Origin of the sequence: Sulfurimonas sp. NW15, assembly GCF_051132285.1 — a bacterium.
GTDB lineage: Bacteria > Campylobacterota > Campylobacteria > Campylobacterales > Sulfurimonadaceae > Sulfurimonas > Sulfurimonas hydrogeniphila.
This window is the reverse complement of the sequence record NZ_CP093237.1, coordinates 624553-649500: the sequence shown is the minus strand read 5'-3', so window position 1 is coordinate 649500 and position 24948 is coordinate 624553. Positions and strand designations below refer to the sequence as shown.

The following is a 24948-nucleotide window of genomic DNA, read 5'->3' as shown; positions in this document are numbered from 1 at the left end:
TCTGAATGTAAAACTACTCTTTCGTAACTATATACAACTGTTCGTGTCCCAGTTTCTTTAAAATATCCATCACATTTACAAAGTCCTGAAACTTGGACTCCTTGTCACTTCGAAGCACTACCGTCTGGTCTTTGGAAACAGCAGAAAGTTTTTGTTGTAACTCTTTGAGGTTTACTTTCTCTTTGTCAAAAAATATCTCACTTTTTGCATTCACATAAACCGTCACCTCTTTTTTCGTATCTTCTTTTTCTGTTGCTTTTGCTTCTGGCAAATTCACGGGAATAACGCCCTGCTTTATAAAAGTAGCTGTTGTCAACACCATGACAAGCAGAACAAGCATAATATCTATAAAAGGAATGACATTGATCTGATCAAACTTTTTAAACTGTTTTTTACACTTCATGGGCCACATCAAACTTTGTTAAAATTCTTTCAACTTTACGAAGAAGAATTGTATAGGCTACAATAGCCGGCATAGCCACAACAAGTCCCATCGCCGTAGCTTTGAGTGCAAGAGCGAGTCCTATCATGATTTTTTTTGCATCTACTGCACCCAAATCACCCAAAGTATAAAAAGTGATCATAATACCGATGACTGTTCCAAGCAGACCCACATAGGGTGCATTTGTTCCTATTGCACTGATGACATTGATATTGTCCGTTAAGTCAAGTTCTAAATTGTCTCTGTGTTTATAATCTTCTATACGTACACTCTTGTAAAACATCATTCTCTCAATAAAAAGCCACAAAGTGACAATACTCATAAGAATCAAGGTTCCCATAACACCATAATCAAGGGCCTGTTCTGCATATGTCATTATATCATTTGTTATTTGCATTCATATTCCTGTTTAAATTTTAATTCTACTGTTGTTCCAATATTTTTTGATGACTGCAACAGTAATTCTATATTGTTTCTTTCGCAAAATCTTTTGACAAGATTTAATCCTATGCCAAAACCCTGCATATTTTTATTTGACTGGTAATAGTTGTCAAAAATACGAACAAGTTCAACCTCATCCATCCCTATTCCGTAATCTTTTATTTTTATACTGTTGTTTTTTACCTCAATATCTATATTTCTTGAAGTGCCTGAGTATTTTACCCCATTATCAATAATATTGTCAATTACTTTTCCCAAACCTTTTTGATCGCTCAATACAGGCATTTTTTCCAACACAAGATTAAATTTCATTTGAGGATATATTTTTTTTACAAAGCCAACTCTCTGTTTGATTAACTCATCAACAAAAAACTCCTCTTTTATCTTTTGATTTGTTTGCATCTTAATCAGATAATCCAATTCATTATAACGCTCTTTAAGCATCATACAGGCTGTATTTATACGTCCAATGCGTTTGAGTATTTTCTCATCATGGCAATTTTTACCTAAAAGCTGTGTCGTTGTTGTAATGGTGCTGATAGGCAGATTAAGCTCATGGAGGGTCTCTTTTGAAAGGTTTTGCAACTCTTGAACATACTCAGCCAAGGGATCAACTGCAAGTTTGGATATAAATACTCCTGAGAGTATAACAATACAAAGGACAATAAAAGCAAACATATAGAGATTCTCTACATGTAACACGTTGATAAAGTAGTATCCGAGCAGTAAAAAACCTGCTACAGTAAAAAAGTAATAAATAAAGATAATTATTCGAAGATTACGAAACAAGTTTGTATCCGATGCCGCGAATATTTTCTATGCACATAGTAGGCAGTAATTGTTTGAGTCTGTTTATATAGACACGTATAGCGCCATCACTTCCTCCTCCGTCAGCCGTTGTCCACAACTCTGCATATATCAGCTCTTTTGGTACAGGAGAGTTGACATGATTCATCAGCAATGCTAAAAGTTCATACTCTTTTTTTGAAAGTTCCAAAACCGTTTTATTATAATAAATACATTTATGCAGCTTGTCATGACACAGTTCACCTATACATTCCGCTTCTTTTATCTTGGTTCTTTTTATAAGCGCCTGTATGCGAAATAAAAGTTCTGCATTGTCAAAAGGTTTTGTTAAAAAGTCATCACAACCGCTTACAAAACCACGATGAAGCATCTCTTTTTCTTTATGCGAAGTTAGAAAAATGGCAGGTGTTTCATCCTGGGCAGAGCGTAAATCACCGAGCAGAGAAATACCGTCTATAAGAGGCACATTGATATCCAAAAGATAAATATCAAACTTTGTATCATAGGTGGCATCAAGAGCATCCTGCCCGTTTGGATAATGAAGCACTTCATACCCCTCTTCCTCGAGTAAGTCCACCAGGGTCTCCCCAAAAAGAAGGTCATCTTCAAGCAGCAGTATTTTAATCGACACTCTCTATAGCCCATCCTATCGTTTCACCCGCATACATAGGCACAACTCCTGCATAGTTCTGGGGAACTACAAAGGGTCTTTTTTCAAGAGTCACTTCTTTAAACTCAGGACAGATTCCGTAAATATTTTGTGCATTGTCACTGACAAATGCCTGTAAATTATCCAACTTGTCAAACTGGTCAAATATTTCTGTCAGAAGCTGTAGTGAAATCGGTGCGGTAAAAATACCCGCCGCACAGCCACACGACTCTTTTTTATGCTGAGGATGCGGCGCAGAATCTGATCCGAACATTACTTTTGGATGCGCTTCAAGCGCTACACTTAAAAGTGCATCCAAATCTTCCGGTCTTTTGGCAATCGGTTTGCAAAAAAGGTGCGGACGCATCAATCCGCCGATGACATCATCCAGCGTTAACAGCAGGTGATGTACAGTAATCGTCGCATACAAATTCGGATATTTGTCCAGCATAGCAACCGCTTCTTTGGTTGTAATATGCTCCATTATAATTTTCAAATCAGGAAAATTCTGTGCCAAAAGTTCATAAATACTCATAAACTCCGCTTCTCTGTCCATCACAAAACCATCCGTCTCACCGTGCACGCATAAAGGAATACCCAAACTGCTCATCGTCTCCAAAGTAGTACGCATCTCTTCTATATCAAAAGAGCTGACACCGCCCTCTGAATTTGTAGTAATTCCCGCAGGATAGAGTTTAATCGCTGTTATTTCATCTACTATACTTTCTAAAAAAGCTTTATCATAATTTTTATAAAACAGTGTCATGTAGGGTTCAAAATAATCATTTGGCACAGCCGCCATAATCCGCTCTCTGTACGCCAAAAGATCTTCTCTTGTCTCAACAGGAGGCACAAGATTGGGCATCACTATGGCCCCGCTGTAACTGTATGCCGTCAAGGGCGCTACATTTTCAAGCATTACACCGTCACGAAGGTGCAGGTGCATATCCAGAGGCATCAAAAGTATATGGGTTTTCATAAAAATTTCCTTAAGTTTATCAATGAAAACATTATAACAAATTCGTTGTTAAATGCCCCATAAATATATATCGGCAAACCAAAGAAGCATACCTATAGGTGCCAAAAACCTATATAAATGACTGAGCTTGACAAAAGGTTTTCCTTCTATAAAAACACCTACCTGGACAGCAGAAACCATGAGTGAAGCGAGAATAAGAAAAAGATAAGCGGCAAGTAAAACTGTGTACCATGTTTTATGGGTAAAACCATACACAAGCAAAGCCACGATAGCAATAAAAACAAGAGTGTTTTGAATATTCATATTGAGATTGGATTTTTCTTCTTTTTTGTAAACGCGGGCAATTTTAAAGTAAAGAAAAGCAAGAAAAAGCATTGTATAGTAAAGCATTGGCAAAACTCCGTATTTTTTACAGGAATTCTACCTAATTAAGATTAACTAATCTTTATTATACATATAAATTATAAACTTTCTTTTGCCTGGGCTATTAAATCATTGATTGCATTTTCATAGCGTTTGGCTTCCTCTTTGTCTGTTGATTCAAATCGCGTCACTAAAACCGGTGTTGTGTTACTCGCCCGTACAAGCCCCCAGCCTTTTTCAAAGTTGATGCGTACACCGTCCACGTCTATCATATCTTTTATAACAGGAAAATCGGCAGGCGGATTTTTAAGCAGTTCTTTTACTTTTTCTATGATTTTAAATTTCTGTGCTTCTGTTGTTTCTACTTTAATTTCTTCGGTAGAATAGACTTGCGGGAGTTTGGCAAGTTCTGCATCTAAATCTATCCCCTCATGTACCAGTTCCAACATTCTGAGTGTTGCATAAATCGCATCATCATAGCCGAAATAACGGTTTTTAAAAAAGACATGCCCGCTCACCTCACATGCCAAATCAGCATTGATTTCTTTCATTTTCACTTTGAGGTTTGAATGTCCTGTTTTATACATCACAGCCTTGGCACCACGACGCTCCAACTCATCATACATCACCTGTGAGCATTTCACTTCTCCTACAACGGTCGGCTTGTCCATCTTCATGGCATATAAAAGTGCCATCATATCGCCTTTGATGTTGTTCTTATGCGTAAGCACCGCTATACGGTCTGCATCCCCGTCATACGCAAAAGCAATATCCCCCTCTTTTTCAAGCAGGGCTTTGACATCTTTGAGATTTTCCTCTACCGAAGGATCAGGATGATGGTTTGGAAAAGTTCCGTCAGGCTCTACATATATTCCCTTTACATGTAATGCGAGTTTTTCAAAGATTTCAGGCAGCACAACACCTGCTACACCATTGCCGCAATCATAGACAATCTTTGTTTGCAACCCTTTAAGGTGTTGAAATTCATTGACCATAAAGTCTATATAACGCTCTTTCGCCTTGATTTTACTTACATCTCTTGGTACTTTTGGCGGCATTTGCATCGTCTCGCACTCACGCCCAAGCGCATAAATATCTTCCCCAAAAAAAGGCGCTTTGTCTACCGTAATCTTAAAACCGTTGTATTCACTCGGATTATGCGAACCTGTTATCATAACAGAAGCCGAAGGCACAATGCCATCCCACTCCTGATAATTTGTGAAGTAGTTTACCGGTGTCGGCACAAGCCCCATGTCAAGAACTTTTTTCCCACCTGCATTGAGCCCTGCCACCAGATACTCAAAAAGAATCGGCGAGTGGCTTCTGGCATCATAACCCACTGCCACATATTCGCCCTCTATTTTAGATGCAAGCCCATAGCCTATTTTTGTGACACTCTCTTTATTTAGCTCTTTTTCATATATTCCGCGTATGTCATATTCTCTGTAAATGCTCAATTGTCCAGCCTTGTAAAATTATTACAGAGATTCTACATAAATATTTATTAAATATTACTTTTTGTGTTTATACTTTTATGTCAAGCTTTTGAAAATCTGCCTTTTCAAACATCTTTTTAAGCATACGTTCGCCTTCTTCTTTTGACAACTCAGCTATTGATTTTTTACCGTCATAGCCCACACTTTGCAAAAAGCTTTGAAAATCCTGAAAATTGGAAACTATTTTATTGATTGTTTCATCTACACCGTTTGGCTTTTTGTTTACATGTAAGGCTATCTCTTTCATATTTTGCGCTATCTCTTTTTTAATTGCTTTGACATCATCAGCAGAGAGTTTTTTTGTGTATAAATTTTTAATTGCACTGTTTGAAGATATGTCCATAAATATTGCCTTCTCAATGATTTTTTTCGGAATCGGTACTTTAGTGCCGACTGGTTGTTATAGAACTTTATGTATTACTATCGGTTTTATGCACAAAATCTTAACTTCGTACAAAGAATTTATTTAAATTTACATATTTTCTTGGTAATTTAAAAAAAAGCTGATATACTGTTGCCAAGTGAAAGATGAGGCGTGAATTCATCTTTAGTGTGTTTTTTGATCTATGTGTTAAAACCTCCTAAAGACTCTCCCAATTTTTTGACAAAATAAATATACAAGGCTAGACAATGGCAGAATTACAAGACGGTAAAGTTAAATGGTTTAACGACGAAAAAGGTTATGGTTTCATAGAGCAAGACAATGGTGGAAAAGATGTATTCGTACATTTCCGTCAAGTGAACAACAACGGTGGTGGACGTGTTTCACTTGAAGAAGGTCAAAGAGTAACTTTCGAAGTTGGTGAAGGTCAAAAAGGCCCACAGGCTGAGAACGTAACTCCTCTTTAGTAGTTAACCTCACACCCCTTTTATGCAGGCTTTTATGCCTGTATGATTTTTCTATCTTTTTAAAACTTCCAAACACTCGTTTACTATTTGCAACTCTTCATCTGTTTTTATCACTAATGATTTTATATTTTTAAGTATTTTATTATTCATAACCGCTTCTCGAACATATGCAGAATTTTCGCCTATACCGCCGCTGAATATTATGGCATCCACATCCTCAAGCAACACCATATACGCACCTATATACTTTTGAATCCGTCGCACCATAATGTCGAGTGCCAGTTTTGCCGCATCATCTTTGCGGTTTTGTATCTTTCGTACATCATTTTCGCCGCACAAACCAAGCAGTCCTGACTTTTTATTGAGCATTTCATCTATTTCATTCGGCTTTACATGTAAAGACTCTTGCAGATATAAAACAATAGCCGGATCAATGTCACCGCTCCTTGTTCCCATCACAAGCCCTTCAAGCGGAGTAAATCCCATAGAAGTATCGCAGCTTTTCCCGTTTTTAACAGCACAGGCACTTGCTCCGTTTCCAAGATGCAAGCTTATAATGTTTGTATCTTCTGCTTTTTTCCCAAGCAATAATGCCGCTTGTTGCAGTAAATAGGCATGAGACGTCCCGTGAAAACCATAACGGCGGATTTGATGTTTTTCATACAGCTCATGGGGAAGTGCATATAAAAATGCCTCTTTTTTCAGTGTTGCATGAAAAGCCGTATCAAAAACAGCTATTTGGGGGATGTTTGGCGCATAGTGACGAACGACTTTTATACCTTCAAGATTTGCCGGATTATGCAAAGGTGCCAAAGGAATTAAATCACTTATAGCCTGCATAACCTCATCATCTATAAGAACAGAAGCTCTAAACTGCTCACCGCCGTGAACTACTCTGTGCCCTACTGCATCAATCTCTGCAAAGTTTACATGTAAAGACTCTATCGCCTCAAAATGGTTTGCTACAGGCGAATTTGGCTCGCCTATATGTTCTACAAGTTCGCTTTGCAAAATTTTTGCACCCGGCATTGCAAAAAGTTTGAATTTTAAAGAAGAACTTCCGGCATTGATTACTGCAACTCTCATTGGTTTTCCCCCGCTTGAATAGCCGTAATAGCTACGGTATTGACAATATCCTCCACCAGACAGCCTCGGCTCAAATCATTTACCGGCTTGTTGAGTCCCTGCAAAACCGGTCCTATGGCAATCGCTCCGCTTGAGCGTTGTACGGCTTTATAGGTATTGTTGCCTGTGTTTAAATCAGGAAATACAAATACCGTCGCCTTCCCTGCCACTTTTGAGTTCGGCAGTTTGATTTTTGCCACCTCTTTGTCAATTGCCGCATCATACTGAATAGGCCCTTCTACAAGTAAATCCGGTCGCTTTTGGCGTACAATTTTTGTGGCAGTTCTTACTTTGTCAACATCAGAGCCGTGCCCGCTCTCTCCCGTCGAGTATGAAAGCATGGCAATTTTTGGCTCAATACCGAACATTTTTGCACTTTGCGCCGATGCAATGGCGATTTCTGCGAGCGTTTGCGCGTCCGGGTCCTGATTGATTGCACAGTCACCGTACACAAGCACCTTTGTTTTAAGACACATAAAAAAGACACTTGAAACAACAGAAAACTCCGGTTTTGTTTTTATAATCTGCAAAGCGGGACGAATGGTATCTGCCGTTGCATGAATAGCACCACTAACCATACCGTCGGCATAACCGAGTTGTACCATCATTGTGGCAAAATAGTTCACATGCAACATTGCATCTTTGGCTGCCTCTTTTGTGATGCCCTTGTGTTTTCTCAGCTCGTAAAAAACATCCGTAAACTTTTCTATCAATGGGGATGAGAGATGATTGACTACAGTTGCCGCGGATAAATCAAGCCCCAAACGCAGATAACGCCCTTTGAGTTCTTCTTCATCACCTATAAAAATAATCTCTGCGACCCCTCTTCTTAAAATTATTTCTGCTGCTCTTAAAATGCGTTCATCACTTGATTCGGGCAACACGATTCTTTTTTTATTTTGCGACGCCATGTAAAAAAGTTTGTATTCAAACATCTGCGGTGTCATAATATCACTGTAGGCTGTTGCTATCTTTTCTTCTATGCTTTTTATATCCACACTGCTGTTAAAAAGTCCCAAAGCAAGTGCGATTTTTCTCTCAGAATGAGCACGCAGTCTTGAGTGCACTTTCATGACATCTCTTGCTGTTTCAAAAGTATCGGTATCGACACAGAGTATAGGAACTTTGAAGCTGTTTAGCCCTTCTATGAGCTTTTGAATATTTTTATTAAGCTTCATACTGAAAGGAAAAATAATCGCAGCAATATTCGGATAACCTGAAGAGTGCAAAGCCCCAAAAAGCCCTAAAATAATATCAGATCTGTCAGCCGGAACAATGACCAAATCTTCTTCTTCGATATGTTCTAAAAAATTATCGAGTGTCAATGCTGCAACTTTGACATTTCTTATCACTCTGGTATGGTCATAGCTCTCAAGCAGTATCTTTTTTGCGCCAAGCGTCTCTATCACATCTTCAATAGTAGGCAAGTTCAATTCCTCTACCTCTTTTAAAAGATAAATTGTATAAGGCACTTTTTCAAACATTTTTTGCAGCTGCTTGTACTTTTCATCATTGACACGGTTCACAAAAGTGGCAAAATGGGTACATCCCTCAGAAGTCAGATACTCATTTTCAATCAAAACATTTTCATATATCTCTTTTGTTGTGGCACTGTCGGCTTTAATGACGCTTATCACGGGTGCAGCAAAATTTTGGGCGATTTTGACATTTAAATCATAACTGATGGTCGAGGTTAAAAAAGAACGCCGAATCCCTTCACACAGTACAAAATCATACTCACGTTCAAGCTTTTTGAATTTGTCTATAAGACGGGTTATCAGAAGATTGTCCTCTTTTTTAGAAATCATCTCTTCGACTTCTTTAATGTCAAAACCATAACATGCTGCATAGTCTATATCGAGATTATAACGCTGCAAAATAAAGTCTATATCACCGTCACGTATGTTTTTGTCAAAGATTATCGGGCGAAAAAAAGCGACACGATGCAGTTTACGCTTGAGTATTTCCATCATACCCATAGAGACAAAAAGTGTCCCTGCATTTTTTTCCTGTGCGGCAATATAGAGTGATTTTATTTTCATGTTTTTACCTTTTTGCTTACGAACAAGTTTATAAGCTTTCAATCCATGCCAGCCCAGACTGAAGTCTGGGTTCCTTTGTATTTCGGAATCGGTACTTCAGTGCCGACTCTCAAGGCTATAAAAGTCTGAGTTCTGAAATGGTTCAATATACAGTATAATTCTATCTAAAAAACGGAACCTTATGACACCAAAAGAGTTAATGATAAGCAGATATGAGGCATTTGTAAAAAAAGACTGGGAATATTTGGCACACACTTCTGTTTCACAGACAGTTGAAGATTTGCGACATACACCTGCATTAGAGTGGCTGAGGCTTGATGTGTTACATGTAACGGCAGATACGGTCGAGTTTAAAGCCTATTACAAAGAAAACGACACCTTACATGTACTGCATGAAAAAAGTTTTTTTGTGCAGGAAGATGGCCAATGGAAATATAAAGACGGAACACTTTATAACTCCAAAATAGAGCGAAATATCAGCTGTCCCTGCGGAAGTGGCAAAAAATACAAAAAGTGCTGTGGCTGAATATTTGTTTGTTATGCAGGTTTTACACAGTTAAGACACCAAGTCGGCACTGAAGTACCGATTCCGAAATACAAAGGGACCCATCCTTCAGGGTGGGCTGAGAGTGGCAGGAAAACAACAACAGGTTTTTTGGGACCCGTACTTCAGTGCGGGCGAGCATGGCAGGAAAGCAACAAACAGTCGGCACTGCAGAAAAAAACCAAATTTTTACACTTGAATAACATTTTTTCCTTGCCATTTGAAGGAGAGTACAAGTTTTTCGCAGGCGGCAGTTTTGGCATAATCCTGCAGATACTCCAGCATCATTTTAGCATAGCCTTTTTCACGATATTTTTCATCCGTGACCAAATCAAAAACATAAAGATGTCTTTTATGGCAGAGGCTTGTCTGCACCGCTGCACCTCCGCAGCATACCAGTTCACCGCGTTCCAGAATACCGAACATCTTATATTCCATGTGTCGCATATCGTATATAAGGTCTTCAAATTCATCGTAGCTCAGCTCTGTGTAAAGCTGTTTTACCAGGTCATACACGGGATAAAGTTCTTTGAGTGTCATTTCTCTTATTTGCATAATGTTATTGTAGCACATAATAAGAAGCTAAAGAAACCCGTACTTTTAATGCTCAAATGTGTATTTAAGAAAGTACAAAAGTTTTCTGTTCTATAATGAAAAGAAAACGGGAAGAATATGAAATTTATACAGCTTTTTTTACTCTTTGGGATATTTTTATACGCTTCGGTAAAAACACCTTCTGATGTCTATTCTCAGTCTATTGTGCTCAAACAGATGGTTGAAGAACTGCGCAAAGAAAACGGCATCACAAAACCACTTAAAGAGGTTGAACAGCAACATAACAAACTGCCGCGGCATGTTATTCAAAAAACACTTGAAGTGTTGACAAAAGTAAACAAATACAGAGAAATACACAACTTTGGTCCTATTGCCATTCCGCCTGTTCCTCCAAGAAAAATTACCCCGCAGGATGTATATAACAATGTCATACGACTAAAAGAAGAGATTCACTACCTGCTCAAAAACCAAAAAAAGTACTTTGCTTACAAACAGTACAAAGACAAAACACCGAGTGATGTTTACCAGGTACTCTGGACAGTTTCTCTTGGTTTTGATGAGTTGCTGGGACAGGGATTTACCCCAAGTGATGTTTATATCCAGTCACAGCAGATTCTTGAGCGTATTGAATTTTTACGCTCTTCACAAAGAGAGTACAGTGATGTAAAAATGCCGCCAAAACGACCAAACCTTCATCCGAATCATGCACTCTATGCCTCAATAGATTTGATAAAAAAGATAAGTGAAGTTGAAAAAAAACTCTGGATGACGCCCGTACCTGTACCAAAAGCCAAGCACAAAGTCATCTCTCCCACAGAAGTATATGACTCTCTGCAAACCGTCAAAGCAGAGCTTAACAGACTCTCTCGCCGTTTGGGAATAGAAAGAAGCTTTCCACCAAAAAAACTCCAAACAAAAAAGACACCTTCGGATGTCGTCCAAAATCTTGAGTATGCAAAAGCACTTCTGCCTGCTTTTGATTTTTCTCATCCGCTCAATCAGTATCCACAAAAATCACTTACCAAAACACCTAATGAAGTTTATGCACTCAGCGAATATATTTTGCATAAAATTATGCGAATCAAAGAGAGAAGAGGCATCCAGCTCAAAGCAAAAAAAGTACCGTATGTCTATGGACTTGAGCCTATTTATGTCTATGTTAAGGGACTTGAAGATTTGGAAAAAACAGCAAAACTAAAATCACTCGAAGGATTTTACCCCTCACAAATCCCTGATGCACCAAATACAAAAATAACACCAAGTGAGGTATATGAACTCATTTTACGACTTGATGATGAAATCAACCTTGTTTACAATACAAAAAAATATAATTATAATTTTATCTCCTACAGAAACTACCTCGAGAAAAAAATATACCAGGACAAGACACCTTCTGATGTTTATAATCTCTTATGGAAAATATCGTATGAACTTGATACAATTTTAAACCAGGAGTATACTCCGAATGAGACCTATATTCTTGCTGTCAAACTCTACAAAAACATCCAGACTGTCAGTTATCATTTGACGCAAAAACAGATACTTGTTCCTTTGCTAAAGTATGAATCAAAAGCTCCCTCTGATGTCTTTATGCAAAGTCTGCAACTCATGCAGACACTTACAAAAATCAAAAAAAGAGGCAATCTCAACTCAGCAACACTTACTATTCCGCGTGACAAAATCATCACACCAAACTCTGTATATAATGCCTTGCGCCTCATCAGCGGGACTGTTTCAGAACTGCGCGTTTACTATAATATACAAGAGCATACAACTGCGCTCTCACAAAAAACACCAAAGAACAAAACACCTTCAGATGTTTTTAGTGTCTTAGAGGCAACAAACAAACTCGCACAACAAATTCTCAAAGACAGTACCTATGCGCATTAGTCTCTCAACAAAGGTTGCCATCGGCACTTTTATTATTGCCACGGTCGGAATACTTGTGATTGTCTTTTTATCTTTTTCTCTTATGATGCAGTATTCAAAAGAGAATTCCCTTGAACATCTCAACTTTGAGCTCAAACAAAACAAAGAAAGTATTCACAATGACATCCAACAGGTTATTTATGATGCAAAAGTTCTCTCAAAAAATGAAGATGTTGCAGCATATTCGCGGGCATTTTACAATCCTTACAATTATGATAAAAAAACAAACAGAACTTTAGAAGGAATAGAGTCTTCTCTTGAAAAAAACTTTATCGCTCTTTTATCGCACAACGATGCCTATTTCAACATCCGTCTTTTATATAAAACCGGTTGGGAACTCCTTGTCACATATAAAGACAAACAGGGAGTACATATTCAGAAAAAGAGTCTTTTGCAAGACAAAGCAGCAAAAAAATACTTTCAAGAAACAATAAAACTCCATCCGGAAGAGGTTTCTGTCTCAGATATAACACTCAATGAAGAGTATGGACAGCTTTCCTATCCGCTTACGCCGACTATTCGCATCTCTTTACCAATATATATTGACAAAAAACTCTTTGGTATGCTCATCATCAATGCAAATATCAATAAACTTTTTCGGGTGATTAAACAATATGATGACAAAAACAGCCCTAAAAACATCTATCTTGCAGACAAAAACAAATACTATATTTACAATAAGGACCAAAGCAAAACATTCGGATATGTGTTTGGGCACAAAGACTACAGGCTTGATTATGATTTTGATCTGAGTAAACAGAGTTATTATAAAGACGATATATTGTTTACCTATACAACACTTCACTATACAAAAGATAAATTCATATACATTGCACTGACATCTACAAGCAGTTTTTTACAAAAAGACTATGAAAATTTTATTCGCTCGCTTGCTCTTTACAGTTTGTTAGTATCCCTGCTTATTGCTTTGATCTCACTTATACTTGTCCGCCGGCTTATTACACCACTCAGTAAAATCACCCAGGCTGCAAAAGCCATTGCCGATGATACGTCAAAAAACAACATTGACTTCAATACTATTCATACGCATGATGAAATCGAAGAGTTGGCAGACTCTCTGCAGATTATGCTTCAAAAGTTAGAAGAGTCAAAAAAAGATGTCGAGAAAAAAGTCAAAGAACGCACAGAAGAACTTAACAAACTCAATGAAACACTCGAACAACTGGTGAAAGAAAAAACAAATGAAAATATCAAACAGCTTGAAACACTCCAACAGCAGAGTAAACTTGCCTCCATGGGAGAGATGATAGGCGCCATTGCCCATCAGTGGAGGCAACCCCTTAACGAGATAAGCATAGCCGTCCAAAATCTCAAATATGATTATGAAGACGGATTAATTACAAAAGAGTACCTTGATGACTTCATAAAATCAACAAAAAAAGTAATTCAGTTTATGTCCGATACCATTGACGATTTTAGAAATTTCTACCGGGTTGACAAAACACAGGAACGCTTCAGTGTAAAAGAAGCGGTACAAAGAGTTCTCTCTATTCAAACAGCGCAACTGCAAAACAACAATATCAAAGTTACGCTGCTTGGTGAAGATTTTGAAACAGTCGGGTACAAAAATGAACTACAGCAGGTTATTTTAAACCTTATAAACAATGCAAAAGATGTTTTGCTTGAAAGAAATATCAGTGACGCTAAAATTACAATTATTTTAAAGAATCATACAGTAATAGTACGTGATAATGGTGGCGGGATCACTCCAGAGGTTATAGACAGGGTTTTTGAGCCCTACTTTACGACAAAAGAACAGGGCAAAGGAACAGGGATGGGTCTGTATATGTCTAAAATGATGATTGAAGAAAATATGAACGCAAAACTGAGCGTAAAAAACACCGGAGAAGGTGCAGAATTTAGGATAGACTTTGATGAGTAAGAATGATATTGCTATATTGTATGTGGAAGATGAAGTACATGTAAGAGAGATGCTCTCACGCTTTTTGCAGCGTTTTTGCACTAAGCTTTATATTGCAAAAGATGGAGAAGAGGGGCTGTCTTTGTACAAAAAGCACAATCCGGATATTGTTATTTCAGATATCCGTATGCCAAAAATGAGTGGACTCGAGATGGCTGAAGCCATCAAAAAAATCAATCCTTCCCAACTTATTATGCTCATAACAGCCCACAATGACAGTGAATTTTTACACAAAGCCATTAACCTTGGAATAGACGGCTACATTCTCAAACCGGTAGATTTGGATGCTGTGAATGAAAAATTAAAAACTCTTATACAACGCATACAAAATGAAAGAGCGGCGCAGCAGCTCAAAGAGAGCGAAGAAAAGCTAAAACTTCTTTCACAGGCTGTGGAACAGATGCATGAAATGGTACAGATTACAGATGTTGACGGAAAAATCATTTATGTAAATCCTGCTGCAACCGAGAATACGCAATATGAAGAGAATGAACTTATAGGAAAAAGCAACCGTATACTCAAATCAGGAGAACATTCAAAAAAGTTTTATGGTAATTTATGGAAAACTGTTTTGGACGGGAAAACCTACCAGAATACTTTAATCAACAGAAGAAAAGACGGAAGTCTGTACTATGATGAAAAAATCATCTCTCCCATAAAAGACAAAGATGGAAAAGTGCGCTACTTTGTCTCCACAAGCCGTGATATAACACAACGGGTTGCCCTGGAAAAAGAACTTCAAAAACTTGCAACCAAAGATGCGCTTACAGGTCTGTATAATCGATATAAAATGTCAATACTTATAGAAGATGAAATAAAAAGAACAAAACGCTACGGTGAAGTTTTCAGCCTTCTTATGCTTGACATAGACAAATTTAAGAATGTCAATGACACCTATGGACATGATGTGGGCGATTATGTTTTGCAGGAGTTGAGTCGTATTGTTTTGCAAACCATAAGAAAAACGGACAGTTTCGGACGATGGGGCGGTGAAGAGTTTATGCTGCTGGCCCCCCATACAAATACACAACAGGCTATGGAACTTGCCCAAAAAATACGTAAAAGTGTAGAAGAACATCCTTTTGAACATGTAGAAAAAATCACAGTAAGTATTGGCGTTACAGAGTACATAAACGGAGAAAAGGAAACATCACTCTTAAAACGCGTTGATCAGGCTTTATACGAGGCAAAAGCTTCCGGGCGCAACCGGGTAGTCTTTTTTTAACCATATTTTAGATATAATCGCGAAAAATATTAACTAGGCTAAACAATATGGTAACAGTACAAAACTTAACAATGCGCTTTGGAAACAGAGTGCTTTTTCAAGACATAAACTTAAAACTAGACCGTCACAAAAGATACGGTCTTATCGGAGCAAACGGAGCCGGTAAAACAACATTTTTGAAAATTCTTTCAGGTCAAATCAATGAATATGACGGGGAAGTCATCATTCCAAAACAAAACAAAGTCGGCGTTTTGGGACAAAACCAGTATGCTTATGAAGACTTTACAATTATGGATGCTGTTTTGTACGGAAACAGACGCTTGTATGATGCTATCAAAGAAAAAGAAGAAATTTATATGTCCGGTGATTTTGAAGACGATGCTGTCAACAACCGTCTTGCTGAACTTGAAACTATCTGTGTGGAAGAAGACCCGACCTATGAATACGATGTAAACATTGCAAAAATTCTGGAAAATGTCGGAATTGCGGCTGAAAAGCACAATGAACTGATGAGCACACTTGACTCTGCTGACAAATTCAAAGTTCTTTTGGCGCAGGTTTTATATCCAAAGCCTGATGTATTGTTTTTGGATGAACCGACCAACAACCTTGATATTGAAACAATCAGTTGGCTTGAAAACGAACTCAAAAGACATGAGGGAACGATGGTTGTCATCTCGCATGACAGACATTTTCTCAATGCAGTAGTCACAAACATTCTTGATGTTGATTACCAGAAAATCCGAGAGTTTACCGGCACCTATGACGACTGGTATATTGCGGCAAATGTTATGGCAAAACAGATGGAACTCGACAATGCAAAAAAGCTCAAAGAAAAAGAGCAACTAGAAGCTTTTGTTCGTCGATTCAGCGCCAATGCATCAAAAGCAAAACAGGCAACTTCAAGACAAAAACAGCTTGAAAAATTAAATATAGAAGAGATTAAACCGTCATCCCGCCGTGATCCTTCTATCGTTTTCAAACCAAAAAGAGTCATGGGAGATGAAGCCTTAAATGTTGAGCATATCTGTCATTCATACGGAGACAATGAAGTCTTAAAAGATGTTACTTTTAAAGTAAATCCGGGTGAAAAAATCGCCATTATCGGCGGCAACGGTGTAGGAAAAACAACACTTGTAAAAATAATTATGGAAGAGCTCAAACCAAGCTGTGGCGGTACTGTAACCTGGGGAGCAACAATTGAATCTTCCTATTTTCCACAGGATACAGCGGATATTATCAAAGGCGACGGCACACTTTATGACTGGCTGCGTGCCTTTGATCCTAAACGGGAAATATCAGAAATCAGAAACTGTCTCGGAAGAATGCTTTTTAACGGAGAGCAGCAGGAGAAAAATGTCGAAGCGATTTCGGGAGGAGAAAAGCACCGAATGATGCTTAGCAAGATGATGCTTGAGGGTGGTAACTTCCTGGTGCTTGATGAACCGACCAACCACCTTGATCTTGAAGCGATTGTTGCCCTTGGTGAAGCACTGCATGAGTTTAAGGGCAATGTTATCTGTGTCTCGCATGACCGTGAACTTCTTGACGCTTTTGCCACACGCATCATAGAACTGCATGATGATCATACCTATACCGACTTTCAGGGAAGCTATGAAGAGTTTGCTGCTGCCAAAGAAGCCGGAACACTCTGAAAATGAAAAAATACGAAGAGTATTTGGGTCTTGGAATCGCCGGCAATTTTGCCCTGCACCTTGCCCAGGCCGGAGAACTTGAAGAGTTCAAAAATATTGTAACAGAGGATGAAGCCGCGCCAAAAGGGCTTTTTCCTTTCTACCTGCCCTGTGAAAAAAAGAAAGAGACTTCTCGTCCGAGTGAGATACTTTTCACCTATCCGCTTTCTTCTACACTGATACAACTGCCAAAAGAAGATGTCAATGTCCAGGCAGAACCCGAAGTAGGACTTTTGTGTGAACTGACCTATCAAAACGGACAAATCACGGCTATTGAACCAAAATATTTCGGTGCATATAACGACTGCTCTATTCGTGTCAGCGGTGCCAAAAAAATCAGTGACAAAAAAAACTGGGGACAAAACTCCAAGGGATTTGCTTCGCAACTCATTTCAATTGACAAATTTGAAGAGGGCGGCGTAATGGATGACTTCAGCATCTGCAGTTTTTTACGTCGCAATGATGCCTTGCATCCCTATGGCGAAAATGCAACACTTACCGGTTACAGCTACTTTTATGAAAAACTCACACAATGGATATGCAAACAGATAAATACCCAAAAAGATTTTGGACCGCTGGAAGATTTAAAAAGTTATACAGTTACATGTAACTACCCCAAAAAAGCGCTTATCAGCATAGGGGCTACACGATATACGCCCTATGGAGAAACTACTTTTTTACAAAAAGGGGATGAAATATTTGTTGTTCTTTATAATCACAAAACTTACTCCCTGCGCGATGTCACAGATACGCTTCATGATAAGAATTACACACAAGAACAGATGAGTATTTTGGCACAGAGCGTTTGCTGATGAAAACAGGTATTTATGAACACTACAAAGGTAAAAGGTATCAAGTGATTGATACCGTAAGGCACTCTGAAACAGAAGAGCTTATGGTTCTTTATCGCGCCCTGTATGGAGACGAAGGACTCTGGGTACGGCCTTACAGTATGTTTTTTGAAACTGTATCTGTCAATGGCTGTATACAACCACGATTTCGCTATCTTGGAGAAAAAAATGAGTAGAGGGAAAAAAATCGATCTCTTTATCGGTGCGAGTATAGATGATGACAGCTGGGCTGAAGTTCATAATCCCGGCCCTCCAAAAACTTCAAACATTACGGAAGAACCCGCGAAACATTTTTTACTTTTTAAAAAAGAAAAACGCAGAGGCAAAACAGTTACACTGGTTGGAGAATTTCACAGACCAAAAAATGAACTGGCGCTCCTCTTAAAATTACTGAAAAAAAAGCTTGGTTGCGGAGGCACTCTTAAAGAAAACTGGATGGAATTTCAGGGAGATATAAAAGAAAAGCTTCGCCCGCTTTTAACTGAAGAAAAATTTCGTTTCAAAAACGGACACTAGGCAATTTTTGCCTTTGAGGCATTGGATGTGATTATATACCTGTCTCTTCCGGCCTCTTTTGCTTCATAAAGCATTTCATCAGACCGTGAAATCAACACATCTTCATCCAGCGCTTCATCTGCTACACAACAAACGACTCCAATAGAGAGTGTAAGATACTCATGTACTTTTGAAGCTTCATGTTTTATTTCAAGGCCTCTTACAGCATTGCAGATTTCCCGGGCAATATTTGCACTGTTTGTCTCACTCGTATCACTCATAAGTACTCCAAACTCTTCACCGCCAAGTCTAAAAACATAGTCTCCCGGTCGTTTGAGTGTCTCTTTTAAAACTTTTGCAACACTTTTAAGTGCTTCATCTCCTGCCAGATGTCCATAAGTGTCATTATATTGTTTAAAATAGTCAATATCAAGCATCATAAATGTAATATAGGCTTTATTTCGTTTTGCACGTTTGACTTCTCTTTCATAAATGAAATTAAAATATCTTCTGTTGTGAAGATTTGTCAAAGAATCTGTATAAGAGGCATTTTCAAGCTTTTTATTGACAAGTTTAAGTTTCTTCGCTGCAATTTCCAGTCTTGTCTGATCTTTTTGAATACTCTCAAATACATAAAAAAGAATTATCAGCAGTCCCACAATAATAAGTCCGAGTGAAGTACCAATTTTTAGCAAAATTGAATCATAGGTATATAAAAACTTCTTTCTCTCATAATTCGCCATATTGACTTCATAATTGATCAGTTTTTCCAAAACATTATGAATTGTCTCAACTTTTTTTTCAAGTGTTGTTATTGATATATGCGCTAAATTTTTGGAAGCTTTCACGGCTTTTAGAACTTTGGAAAAATAATTATTGGCACGATTAATTTCCAAATCAGCATATTCGAGATAATACAATTCCTCTTCTGTCTTAAAATGAGACTTATAACTTTGCCATTTTTTATTGATATATTTTAAAGATGTGTCTATTTTAAAAGCTGCCTCACTGGGGCTGATTTCATCTCTACGCACCTTGTAAACAGTAGCTGCCAGATCGTAACTGTATGTTTTGACTATCTCATTTAATTCTGTTACAGGTATCAAAGAACCAAAGTACAAAGAATCCATATTTTTTTTCATTGCATTGACATAGTTTGTTCCTATGAAGCCAAGAGCGAACAGCCCGACAGTAATCAAAAGAAAAAGAAAAAAAAGCTTGCTTCTAAGTTTAAGTGCTTCGATAAACTGCATATATATCCTTCTTTGATACAAATAATTAAGCATATTTTGTACCATAATCTTTATAGATATTGTCATCCCGCACTGAAGTACCGACTGTTTTTTTTCTTGTTCTTCCCCCTCTTATATGTTAAAATTCCAAACAAATTTAAAAACTGACATTTTGTCATAAAAAAAGAGCAATCATGAAAGCCCAGGCAATAAAAACAGACCGATATCTCAACAGACAACAGATAAAAGAGCATTTAAAAAATGTAGAGTACATCATTATGGCGGCACCGGCACCGGATCATTTCAAACAGACACCCATTCACTTTACACTCTTTTTAAATACAGAAGAAGCACTGCCAAAAGATATTCAGGATGCCGTACTGGAAAAATTTTTGCAGGAACATAAAATAGGCAAACCTGCAGAACTCATGAGTCAGCTTATGCCAGTGGGTTTTGCACTCAGCAAGGCACAAGACACCCCCATGCCTATGTTACTGGTAAAGCCGGAGGATCAAAAAAGTATTCCCTATACAGTAATGCATGTCATGGATTTCTTGGCAGATTCAGATGCCTTTGATGAAGCAAAAAAAGAGAATCTCACCGGCTGGAGTTACTCTTACGAGTAATTTCCTCTATCTCTTTTGCAATATGTGAAGAGAGATTTTCGCAGCCGTTTTTCGTAACTAGAATATTGTCTTCAATTCTTATGCCTGTACCTCTGTACTTTTTAGGAATACTTATATCTTCTGCATCAAGGTAAATACCGGGTTCTATGGTCATAACCATACCGGGTTGCAGCGGAATCTCCTTGCCGTTTGGTTTTTTATAGGGACATTCATCATGCACATCGAGCCCCATCCAGTGTCCGATACCGTGCGGATAATATTTTTTGTGTGCTTTTTCTTTTAGCAGTTTTTTGAGTTCTCCCTGCAATATTCCCAAATCTATCATTCCCTGACACAGCAACTCTTCGGATTTTTTCTGCAGTACACTTTTGAACACGCCAGGGAAAATCATCTTTATAATCTCTTTTTGTACATGTAAAACCATTTCATAGAGTTCTTTTTGTGCTTTTGTATAACTTCCGCTGACAGGAATTGTGCGCGTTATATCACTTGCATAATACCGGTATTCACATCCGGCATCTATGAGTATCAGATCACCTTGCATCAATTTTTTATCGTTGTTTACATAATGCAAAGTATTGGCAGAGTTTCCACAGGCTACAATAGAGGTATAAGCATCGCTGTAGGCACCGTTTTTTTTAAAAATGTACTCTAAATTTGCCTGCAGTTCATACTCATAATGCAGTTTCGCACTCAATTTCATCGCTTTATGATGTGCTTTTTTTGTAATATTGATAGCTTTTTTAATAAGCTTAATTTCAGATTTTGACTTTATGAGACGCATTTTTTCAATATATGTCGCCAGATTCTCATAACTTTGTATGCTTTTTTTGAAGCGTTTTAAGATTTTAACCTTTGCATATTCCAGTTTGAAATCATGATAGATATGTTTTTTATTTTCTATAAACTCTTTAAGTTTTTCTTCAAACTCATCAATTTCAAAAACATCATCCACCATGAAAAGCTCTTTGGCTTTCTCTTTTCCCAGCCTTTTTCCATGCCAGAGTTCCTGCATTTTGTCTTTTTTGGCAACAAACAAAAAAGTGTGAAATTTTTTTGCATCTTTTACAATAACCAAAGCAGAATTGTCTTCTGTGAAACCGCTCATATAGTAAAAATTACTGTTTTGTCGGTATGGATATTGTGTATCATTGGAACGTGTTTTTTGCTCTGCACTCAACAAGACAGCTACACTCAAAGGCTTCAGTTTACGTCCCAAACGTATTCTTCTTTGTTTGTACTCTTTTTCACTTATCAAGACATACTCCCTGCAGCCATAAACCACACTCTTTTAAAATTTCATCCAAGGCATTGCTGAGTGCAACAACCCCGCCTTTTGCATCATCTGACAAAGTTTTTTGTTTGAAATGAAAAGTTTTTGTCGCTACTGTTTTATGACTCGTTTCATCAACCAGATTACATGTAATGACAACATTGACAAAAGAATTTTTTTCGTTTTCATCAAAATACTGCATAAAATCTTCTATATTTATTTCCAGTCTGTAGTCGTTTTTTGTTTTTGATTCTGCACTTTGCACACTCTTAAAAAGCTTCAGATCCCGCAAATACTCTGTAACAGCATATGTTAGAGCATCATTTGGCGTCTGCGCCCATCTTGACTGGGCATAAGAGTATTGTGCATATTTTCCCTCTACATAATACATTTTCAAGGACATATAGAGTTTGTCACCAAAAGAGCGCTCTACTTTGAGTGTTTTTTTCCGACATTTGCCTGTCTGTACTTTTACTGCTTTTGGCTGTATATTGAGTCTGTACTGATTCTGCGCCGGTGTCGGCGATGTGCATCCGGTAATTGTTATTACCGCGATACATGTAAGGCATATAATTAATAATCTATTTTTCACCAGGTCCCCTTTTGTATCTTTCTTTTTTATATAAAATATCACTCGGACTGCGGTCATAATGTTCTAACAGCTCATCTAAATTTATCAATGTCTGTTGCATTTGTGTCACAGTGCTGTTAATCAACGGTACGGACTGCACTGTAATATCTTCAACGTTATTCTGTACATCAGAAAAAGATTTTGCCATATCATTCATAATATGTCCCATTTCCAGATATGTTTGTTTGATACTCGAAAAAGAGTCATTGATTTTCTTTTCCCATGCAATGCTGTGTGCAACCAATTTATTCATATTGGGAATACTTTTATCAATCTGAGCTGTGATATGTTCCATATTTTTCGCACTTGCCTGCAGGTGTGCAATGGTTTTTTCATCAAGTATTGTATCAATTTTTGCCATAACCATAGCACTCTCGTGTAAAAATCTAGAAAACTGTTCCTGGTTTTTTTCACTCAACAGCTCATTGGTTCTGTCAAGCGTCATAAGCAACAGTTCAGAGACCGAATCCAGCGACTGTTCCACATTTGCGAAAAAAGAAGGAGCTGACTTGATTACAGGATACATTTCTCCTTTTTTTGCTTTAAGCGGCGGTGCATTATTGCTTCCCTCTGTCAGATTTATATAACTCAGTCCGGTAATGCCCTGTGCAGTAAGCTTTGCCACCGTATCTTCTTTGACAGGTGTCGTCTTTAGCATACTGACTGTCACCTCCACCTGTTCGGTGTTTTTCGGATTTATACGCAAGCGTATTACTTTGCCTACTTTTATACCCTTGTATTTCACAGGTGCATCAAGATTGAGTCCCAACACCGATTCGTTAAAATATATAATATACTTTTGTGTCGCCTCTGCTTTTTCAGGTTTGAGCATCCAGTAAACAAATCCGAGTATGCTGAGCATTCCCAACAAAACGACAAACCCTATCAATGTATAATTTACTTTATTGTTCATATTGTATCTCTAAAAAAAGTCTGTATAAAATCATTCTTCACAGAAGTAACCTCTTCTAAACTGCCCTCATAAGCAATTTTTTTATTATCAATTATAGCCATTCTATCCAAAGTATTATATATAGAATGTAAATCATGTGTGACAATTACCATAGTAAGTCCCAGCATTGAACGCAACTGCAATATAAGTTCATCGAACTCTCTGGCAGAAATCGGATCAAGTCCGCTTGTAGGTTCATCCAAAAAAAGCAGTTTGGGATCCATCGCCAAAGCTCTGGCAATCCCCGCTTTTTTTCGCATACCTCCGCTTATTTGCGAAGGATATAAAAATGCATCACTTGGTTTCAAACCTACCAGATCAAGTTTAAATGCCACTATTTCTTCTATCATTTTTTGGGAGAGTGTTGCATACTCCCGCAGCGCCAACGCAATATTTTCCGCCAGAGTCAAAGAAGAAAAAAGAGCACCAAACTGGAACAATACACCCCATTTTCGCCTGAGTTCCTGTGCCTGGCTTTCACTGATACTCTCTATTTTCTGTCCCAAAATCTCAATACTTCCTGAGTGAAACTCCTGCAGCATGACCATTTCACGCAGCAGTGTTGTTTTTCCGCAGCCGCTTGGTCCCAAAAGCCCGTAAATTTCACCTTCGTTTACATGTAAATTGAGCCCGTCATGCACCACTTTGTCACCAAAAACTGTTTTGACACCGCATACTTTAATCAGTTCCATTATATCCCCAGATTTGTAAAGGCTATAGAAAAAACCGCATCACATACAATTACGGCAAAAAGTGACTCGACAACACTTTTTGTAGTATTGTAGCCTATACTTTGTGTATCATCTTTGACAATCAACCCTCTGTAAATACCGATAGAAGCAATCAAAAATGCAAAAAACGGTCCTTTGACAAGTCCCACATAAAAATGTTTCATTGCCACTACCTCTTGCAGTCTGTCAATGAAAAGTGCCGGCGGCAGGTCCAGACTCAAATCGGCAACGATAATGCCTCCGAGCATAGCCATAATATCTGCTACAAAAATGAGTATCGGCAGCATAACAACAAGAGCAACTATTCTTGGCAAAACCAAAAAAGTATATGGGTCAAAGCCCATAGTCCGCATAGCATCAATCTCCTGTGTGATTTTCATCGCTCCTATCTGTGCCGTATAGGCTGAACCGCTTCTGCCTGCGATGACTATTGCCGTAATCAAGGGGGCAAGTTCTCTGAATATAGAAATACCCATCATATCCACAATAAAAATATTGCCTCCGTATCGCTGAAGCTGATAAGCAGCCTGATAGGCTGTCACCAAACCAATCAGAAAACTTGTCAATGCTACAATGCCAAGAGCACGCAGTGCACTTTCATTGATTTCAAAAGCTATCTCTTTTATACGGATATTTTTAACACTTTTAAAATAGAGCAAAAAAGAGACAAAAACCTTCCCGATAAACTCCATAAAAGAGATAAATGAAAGGTAGGAGCGATAAAAAGTTTTTCCCATACACTCAAATATATTTTCTTTTGAAGGTTTGTATTTTTTATCGAGCTTTTTTTTATGCTCTTTGGTCAATGCAAGTGTATGCAAAAAGTTTGTATTTGTACACTCTGTGTTTACATGGTACTCTTCTTGCAGATCAGTTAAAAAAAGAGCAAAGGCGGTATCAAGATAGCGGGCATCTCTTAAATCAACAGTAATTTTTTTAAAATTTGAGAGCTCGATTTTTGCAATGAATTCTTGGGCTTGATGAAGATTGTAGAGTGTCAATTCCCCTGAAAATTCAAGGGAAATACTCTCTTTGTCAATGGTAGTGCGCAGTAGGTTTTCAGGCATGAGACAAA

The 24948-nt window shown here is 38.0% G+C and carries 27 protein-coding genes; 10 read left to right on the top strand and 17 right to left on the bottom strand.

Features of this window, described 5'->3' with window-relative positions:
• Nucleotides 1-13: 13 nt before the first annotated feature.
• From exbD to MLC52_RS03265, 8 genes are all read right to left on the bottom strand, one after another.
• Nucleotides 14-403, bottom strand: a complete 390-nt coding sequence (gene exbD, locus MLC52_RS03300) for a TonB system transport protein ExbD (RefSeq protein WP_151900834.1) — start codon at nucleotides 401-403, stop codon at nucleotides 14-16.
• On the bottom strand, nucleotides 393-839 hold the full coding sequence (exbB, locus tag MLC52_RS03295) for a TonB-system energizer ExbB (RefSeq protein ID WP_188109973.1): 447 nt from the start codon (nucleotides 837-839) through the stop codon (nucleotides 393-395). Before exbB ends, exbD begins: the two co-directional genes overlap by 11 nt.
• The gene (locus MLC52_RS03290) at nucleotides 830-1672 is read right to left on the bottom strand and encodes a sensor histidine kinase (RefSeq protein WP_434581301.1); all 843 of its coding nucleotides are present in this window, start codon (nucleotides 1670-1672) and stop codon (nucleotides 830-832) included. The genes exbB and MLC52_RS03290 overlap by 10 nt, the downstream gene beginning before the upstream one ends.
• Nucleotides 1662-2321, bottom strand: a complete 660-nt coding sequence (locus MLC52_RS03285) for a response regulator transcription factor (RefSeq protein ID WP_434581300.1) — start codon at nucleotides 2319-2321, stop codon at nucleotides 1662-1664. The genes MLC52_RS03290 and MLC52_RS03285 overlap by 11 nt, the downstream gene beginning before the upstream one ends.
• Nucleotides 2311-3318, bottom strand: coding sequence for a dihydroorotase (pyrC, locus tag MLC52_RS03280; protein ID WP_434581298.1), 1008 nt, complete (start codon nucleotides 3316-3318; stop codon nucleotides 2311-2313). The genes MLC52_RS03285 and pyrC overlap by 11 nt, the downstream gene beginning before the upstream one ends.
• A gap of 48 nt (nucleotides 3319-3366) precedes the next feature.
• The gene (locus MLC52_RS03275; RefSeq protein WP_151900838.1) at nucleotides 3367-3708 is read right to left on the bottom strand and encodes a hypothetical protein; all 342 of its coding nucleotides are present in this window, start codon (nucleotides 3706-3708) and stop codon (nucleotides 3367-3369) included.
• Nucleotides 3709-3779: 71 nt separating this feature from the next.
• Complete coding sequence (locus MLC52_RS03270; RefSeq protein ID WP_434581296.1) at nucleotides 3780-5138, bottom strand: phosphomannomutase/phosphoglucomutase; 1359 nt, start codon at nucleotides 5136-5138, stop codon at nucleotides 3780-3782.
• 67 nt (nucleotides 5139-5205) lie between these two features.
• Nucleotides 5206-5520, bottom strand: coding sequence for a hypothetical protein (locus MLC52_RS03265; RefSeq protein ID WP_434581295.1), 315 nt, complete (start codon nucleotides 5518-5520; stop codon nucleotides 5206-5208).
• Nucleotides 5521-5807: 287 nt separating this feature from the next.
• Between MLC52_RS03265 and MLC52_RS03260 the strand changes: the two genes are divergently transcribed.
• Nucleotides 5808-6026, top strand: a complete 219-nt coding sequence (locus MLC52_RS03260; RefSeq protein WP_151900841.1) for a cold-shock protein — start codon at nucleotides 5808-5810, stop codon at nucleotides 6024-6026.
• Between the two features lie 51 nt (nucleotides 6027-6077).
• Here the strand turns inward: MLC52_RS03260 and MLC52_RS03255 are convergent, their stop codons facing one another.
• Nucleotides 6078-7112, bottom strand: a complete 1035-nt coding sequence (locus tag MLC52_RS03255) for an acetate/propionate family kinase (protein WP_151900842.1) — start codon at nucleotides 7110-7112, stop codon at nucleotides 6078-6080.
• A complete protein-coding gene (gene pta / locus MLC52_RS03250; RefSeq protein WP_418641125.1) occupies nucleotides 7109-9193 on the bottom strand; it encodes a phosphate acetyltransferase in 2085 nt (694 codons plus the stop codon). Before pta ends, MLC52_RS03255 begins: the two co-directional genes overlap by 4 nt.
• A 181-nt stretch (nucleotides 9194-9374) precedes the next feature.
• On the opposite strand from pta, the gene MLC52_RS03245 reads away from it, so the two are divergent.
• The gene (locus MLC52_RS03245) at nucleotides 9375-9719 is read left to right on the top strand and encodes a YchJ family protein (RefSeq protein WP_434581293.1); all 345 of its coding nucleotides are present in this window, start codon (nucleotides 9375-9377) and stop codon (nucleotides 9717-9719) included.
• A 207-nt stretch (nucleotides 9720-9926) separates the two neighbouring features.
• On the opposite strand, the gene MLC52_RS03240 is transcribed toward MLC52_RS03245, so the two are convergent.
• On the bottom strand, nucleotides 9927-10292 hold the full coding sequence (locus tag MLC52_RS03240; protein ID WP_434581291.1) for a GNAT family N-acetyltransferase: 366 nt from the start codon (nucleotides 10290-10292) through the stop codon (nucleotides 9927-9929).
• A gap of 117 nt (nucleotides 10293-10409) precedes the next feature.
• On the opposite strand from MLC52_RS03240, the gene MLC52_RS03235 reads away from it, so the two are divergent.
• Genes MLC52_RS03235 through MLC52_RS03205 form a run of 7 tightly spaced genes read left to right on the top strand, consistent with a single transcriptional unit; the run spans nucleotide 10410 to nucleotide 18449 of the window.
• Nucleotides 10410-12182 (top strand): hypothetical protein, encoded by a 1773-nt coding sequence (locus MLC52_RS03235; protein ID WP_346389489.1) that lies wholly within the window; start codon nucleotides 10410-10412, stop codon nucleotides 12180-12182.
• A complete protein-coding gene (locus MLC52_RS03230; RefSeq protein WP_418641124.1) occupies nucleotides 12172-14124 on the top strand; it encodes an ATP-binding protein in 1953 nt (650 codons plus the stop codon). Before MLC52_RS03235 ends, MLC52_RS03230 begins: the two co-directional genes overlap by 11 nt.
• Nucleotides 14117-15388, top strand: coding sequence for a diguanylate cyclase (locus tag MLC52_RS03225; RefSeq protein ID WP_434581289.1), 1272 nt, complete (start codon nucleotides 14117-14119; stop codon nucleotides 15386-15388). The genes MLC52_RS03230 and MLC52_RS03225 overlap by 8 nt, the downstream gene beginning before the upstream one ends.
• 47 nt (nucleotides 15389-15435) lie before the next feature.
• On the top strand, nucleotides 15436-17043 hold the full coding sequence (locus MLC52_RS03220) for an ABC-F family ATP-binding cassette domain-containing protein (RefSeq protein WP_151900849.1): 1608 nt from the start codon (nucleotides 15436-15438) through the stop codon (nucleotides 17041-17043).
• A 2-nt stretch (nucleotides 17044-17045) separates the two neighbouring features.
• Nucleotides 17046-17894 (top strand): DUF5718 family protein, encoded by an 849-nt coding sequence (locus tag MLC52_RS03215; protein WP_434581287.1) that lies wholly within the window; start codon nucleotides 17046-17048, stop codon nucleotides 17892-17894.
• Nucleotides 17894-18109, top strand: coding sequence for a DUF1653 domain-containing protein (locus MLC52_RS03210; RefSeq protein WP_434581285.1), 216 nt, complete (start codon nucleotides 17894-17896; stop codon nucleotides 18107-18109). The genes MLC52_RS03215 and MLC52_RS03210 overlap by 1 nt, the downstream gene beginning before the upstream one ends.
• Complete coding sequence (locus MLC52_RS03205) at nucleotides 18102-18449, top strand: translation initiation factor (protein WP_346389485.1); 348 nt, start codon at nucleotides 18102-18104, stop codon at nucleotides 18447-18449. The genes MLC52_RS03210 and MLC52_RS03205 overlap by 8 nt, the downstream gene beginning before the upstream one ends.
• Here MLC52_RS03205 and MLC52_RS03200 read toward each other — a convergent pair.
• A complete protein-coding gene (locus MLC52_RS03200; protein ID WP_434581283.1) occupies nucleotides 18446-19681 on the bottom strand; it encodes a diguanylate cyclase in 1236 nt (411 codons plus the stop codon). The two genes, MLC52_RS03205 and MLC52_RS03200, sit on opposite strands and share 4 nt — an antisense overlap.
• Before the next feature lie 173 nt (nucleotides 19682-19854).
• Between MLC52_RS03200 and MLC52_RS03195 the strand changes: the two genes are divergently transcribed.
• Nucleotides 19855-20286 (top strand): hypothetical protein, encoded by a 432-nt coding sequence (locus tag MLC52_RS03195; protein ID WP_151900854.1) that lies wholly within the window; start codon nucleotides 19855-19857, stop codon nucleotides 20284-20286.
• Here the strand turns inward: MLC52_RS03195 and MLC52_RS03190 are convergent.
• Genes MLC52_RS03190 through MLC52_RS03170 form a run of 5 tightly spaced genes read right to left on the bottom strand, consistent with a single transcriptional unit; the run spans nucleotide 20258 to nucleotide 24940 of the window.
• On the bottom strand, nucleotides 20258-21544 hold the full coding sequence (locus MLC52_RS03190; protein ID WP_434581281.1) for an aminopeptidase P N-terminal domain-containing protein: 1287 nt from the start codon (nucleotides 21542-21544) through the stop codon (nucleotides 20258-20260). The genes MLC52_RS03195 and MLC52_RS03190 overlap by 29 nt on opposite strands.
• A complete protein-coding gene (locus MLC52_RS03185; RefSeq protein ID WP_434581279.1) occupies nucleotides 21534-22151 on the bottom strand; it encodes an ABC-type transport auxiliary lipoprotein family protein in 618 nt (205 codons plus the stop codon). The genes MLC52_RS03190 and MLC52_RS03185 overlap by 11 nt, the downstream gene beginning before the upstream one ends.
• Nucleotides 22141-23103: an MlaD family protein gene (locus tag MLC52_RS03180; protein ID WP_434581277.1), complete on the bottom strand. Its 963-nt coding sequence runs from the start codon at nucleotides 23101-23103 to the stop codon at nucleotides 22141-22143. The genes MLC52_RS03185 and MLC52_RS03180 overlap by 11 nt, the downstream gene beginning before the upstream one ends.
• Entirely contained in the window at nucleotides 23100-23834 is a 735-nt protein-coding gene (locus tag MLC52_RS03175) for an ABC transporter ATP-binding protein (protein WP_188109976.1), read from the bottom strand. The genes MLC52_RS03180 and MLC52_RS03175 overlap by 4 nt, the downstream gene beginning before the upstream one ends.
• Complete coding sequence (locus MLC52_RS03170) at nucleotides 23834-24940, bottom strand: MlaE family ABC transporter permease (protein ID WP_346389479.1); 1107 nt, start codon at nucleotides 24938-24940, stop codon at nucleotides 23834-23836. Before MLC52_RS03170 ends, MLC52_RS03175 begins: the two co-directional genes overlap by 1 nt.
• Nucleotides 24941-24948 lie beyond the last annotated feature (8 nt).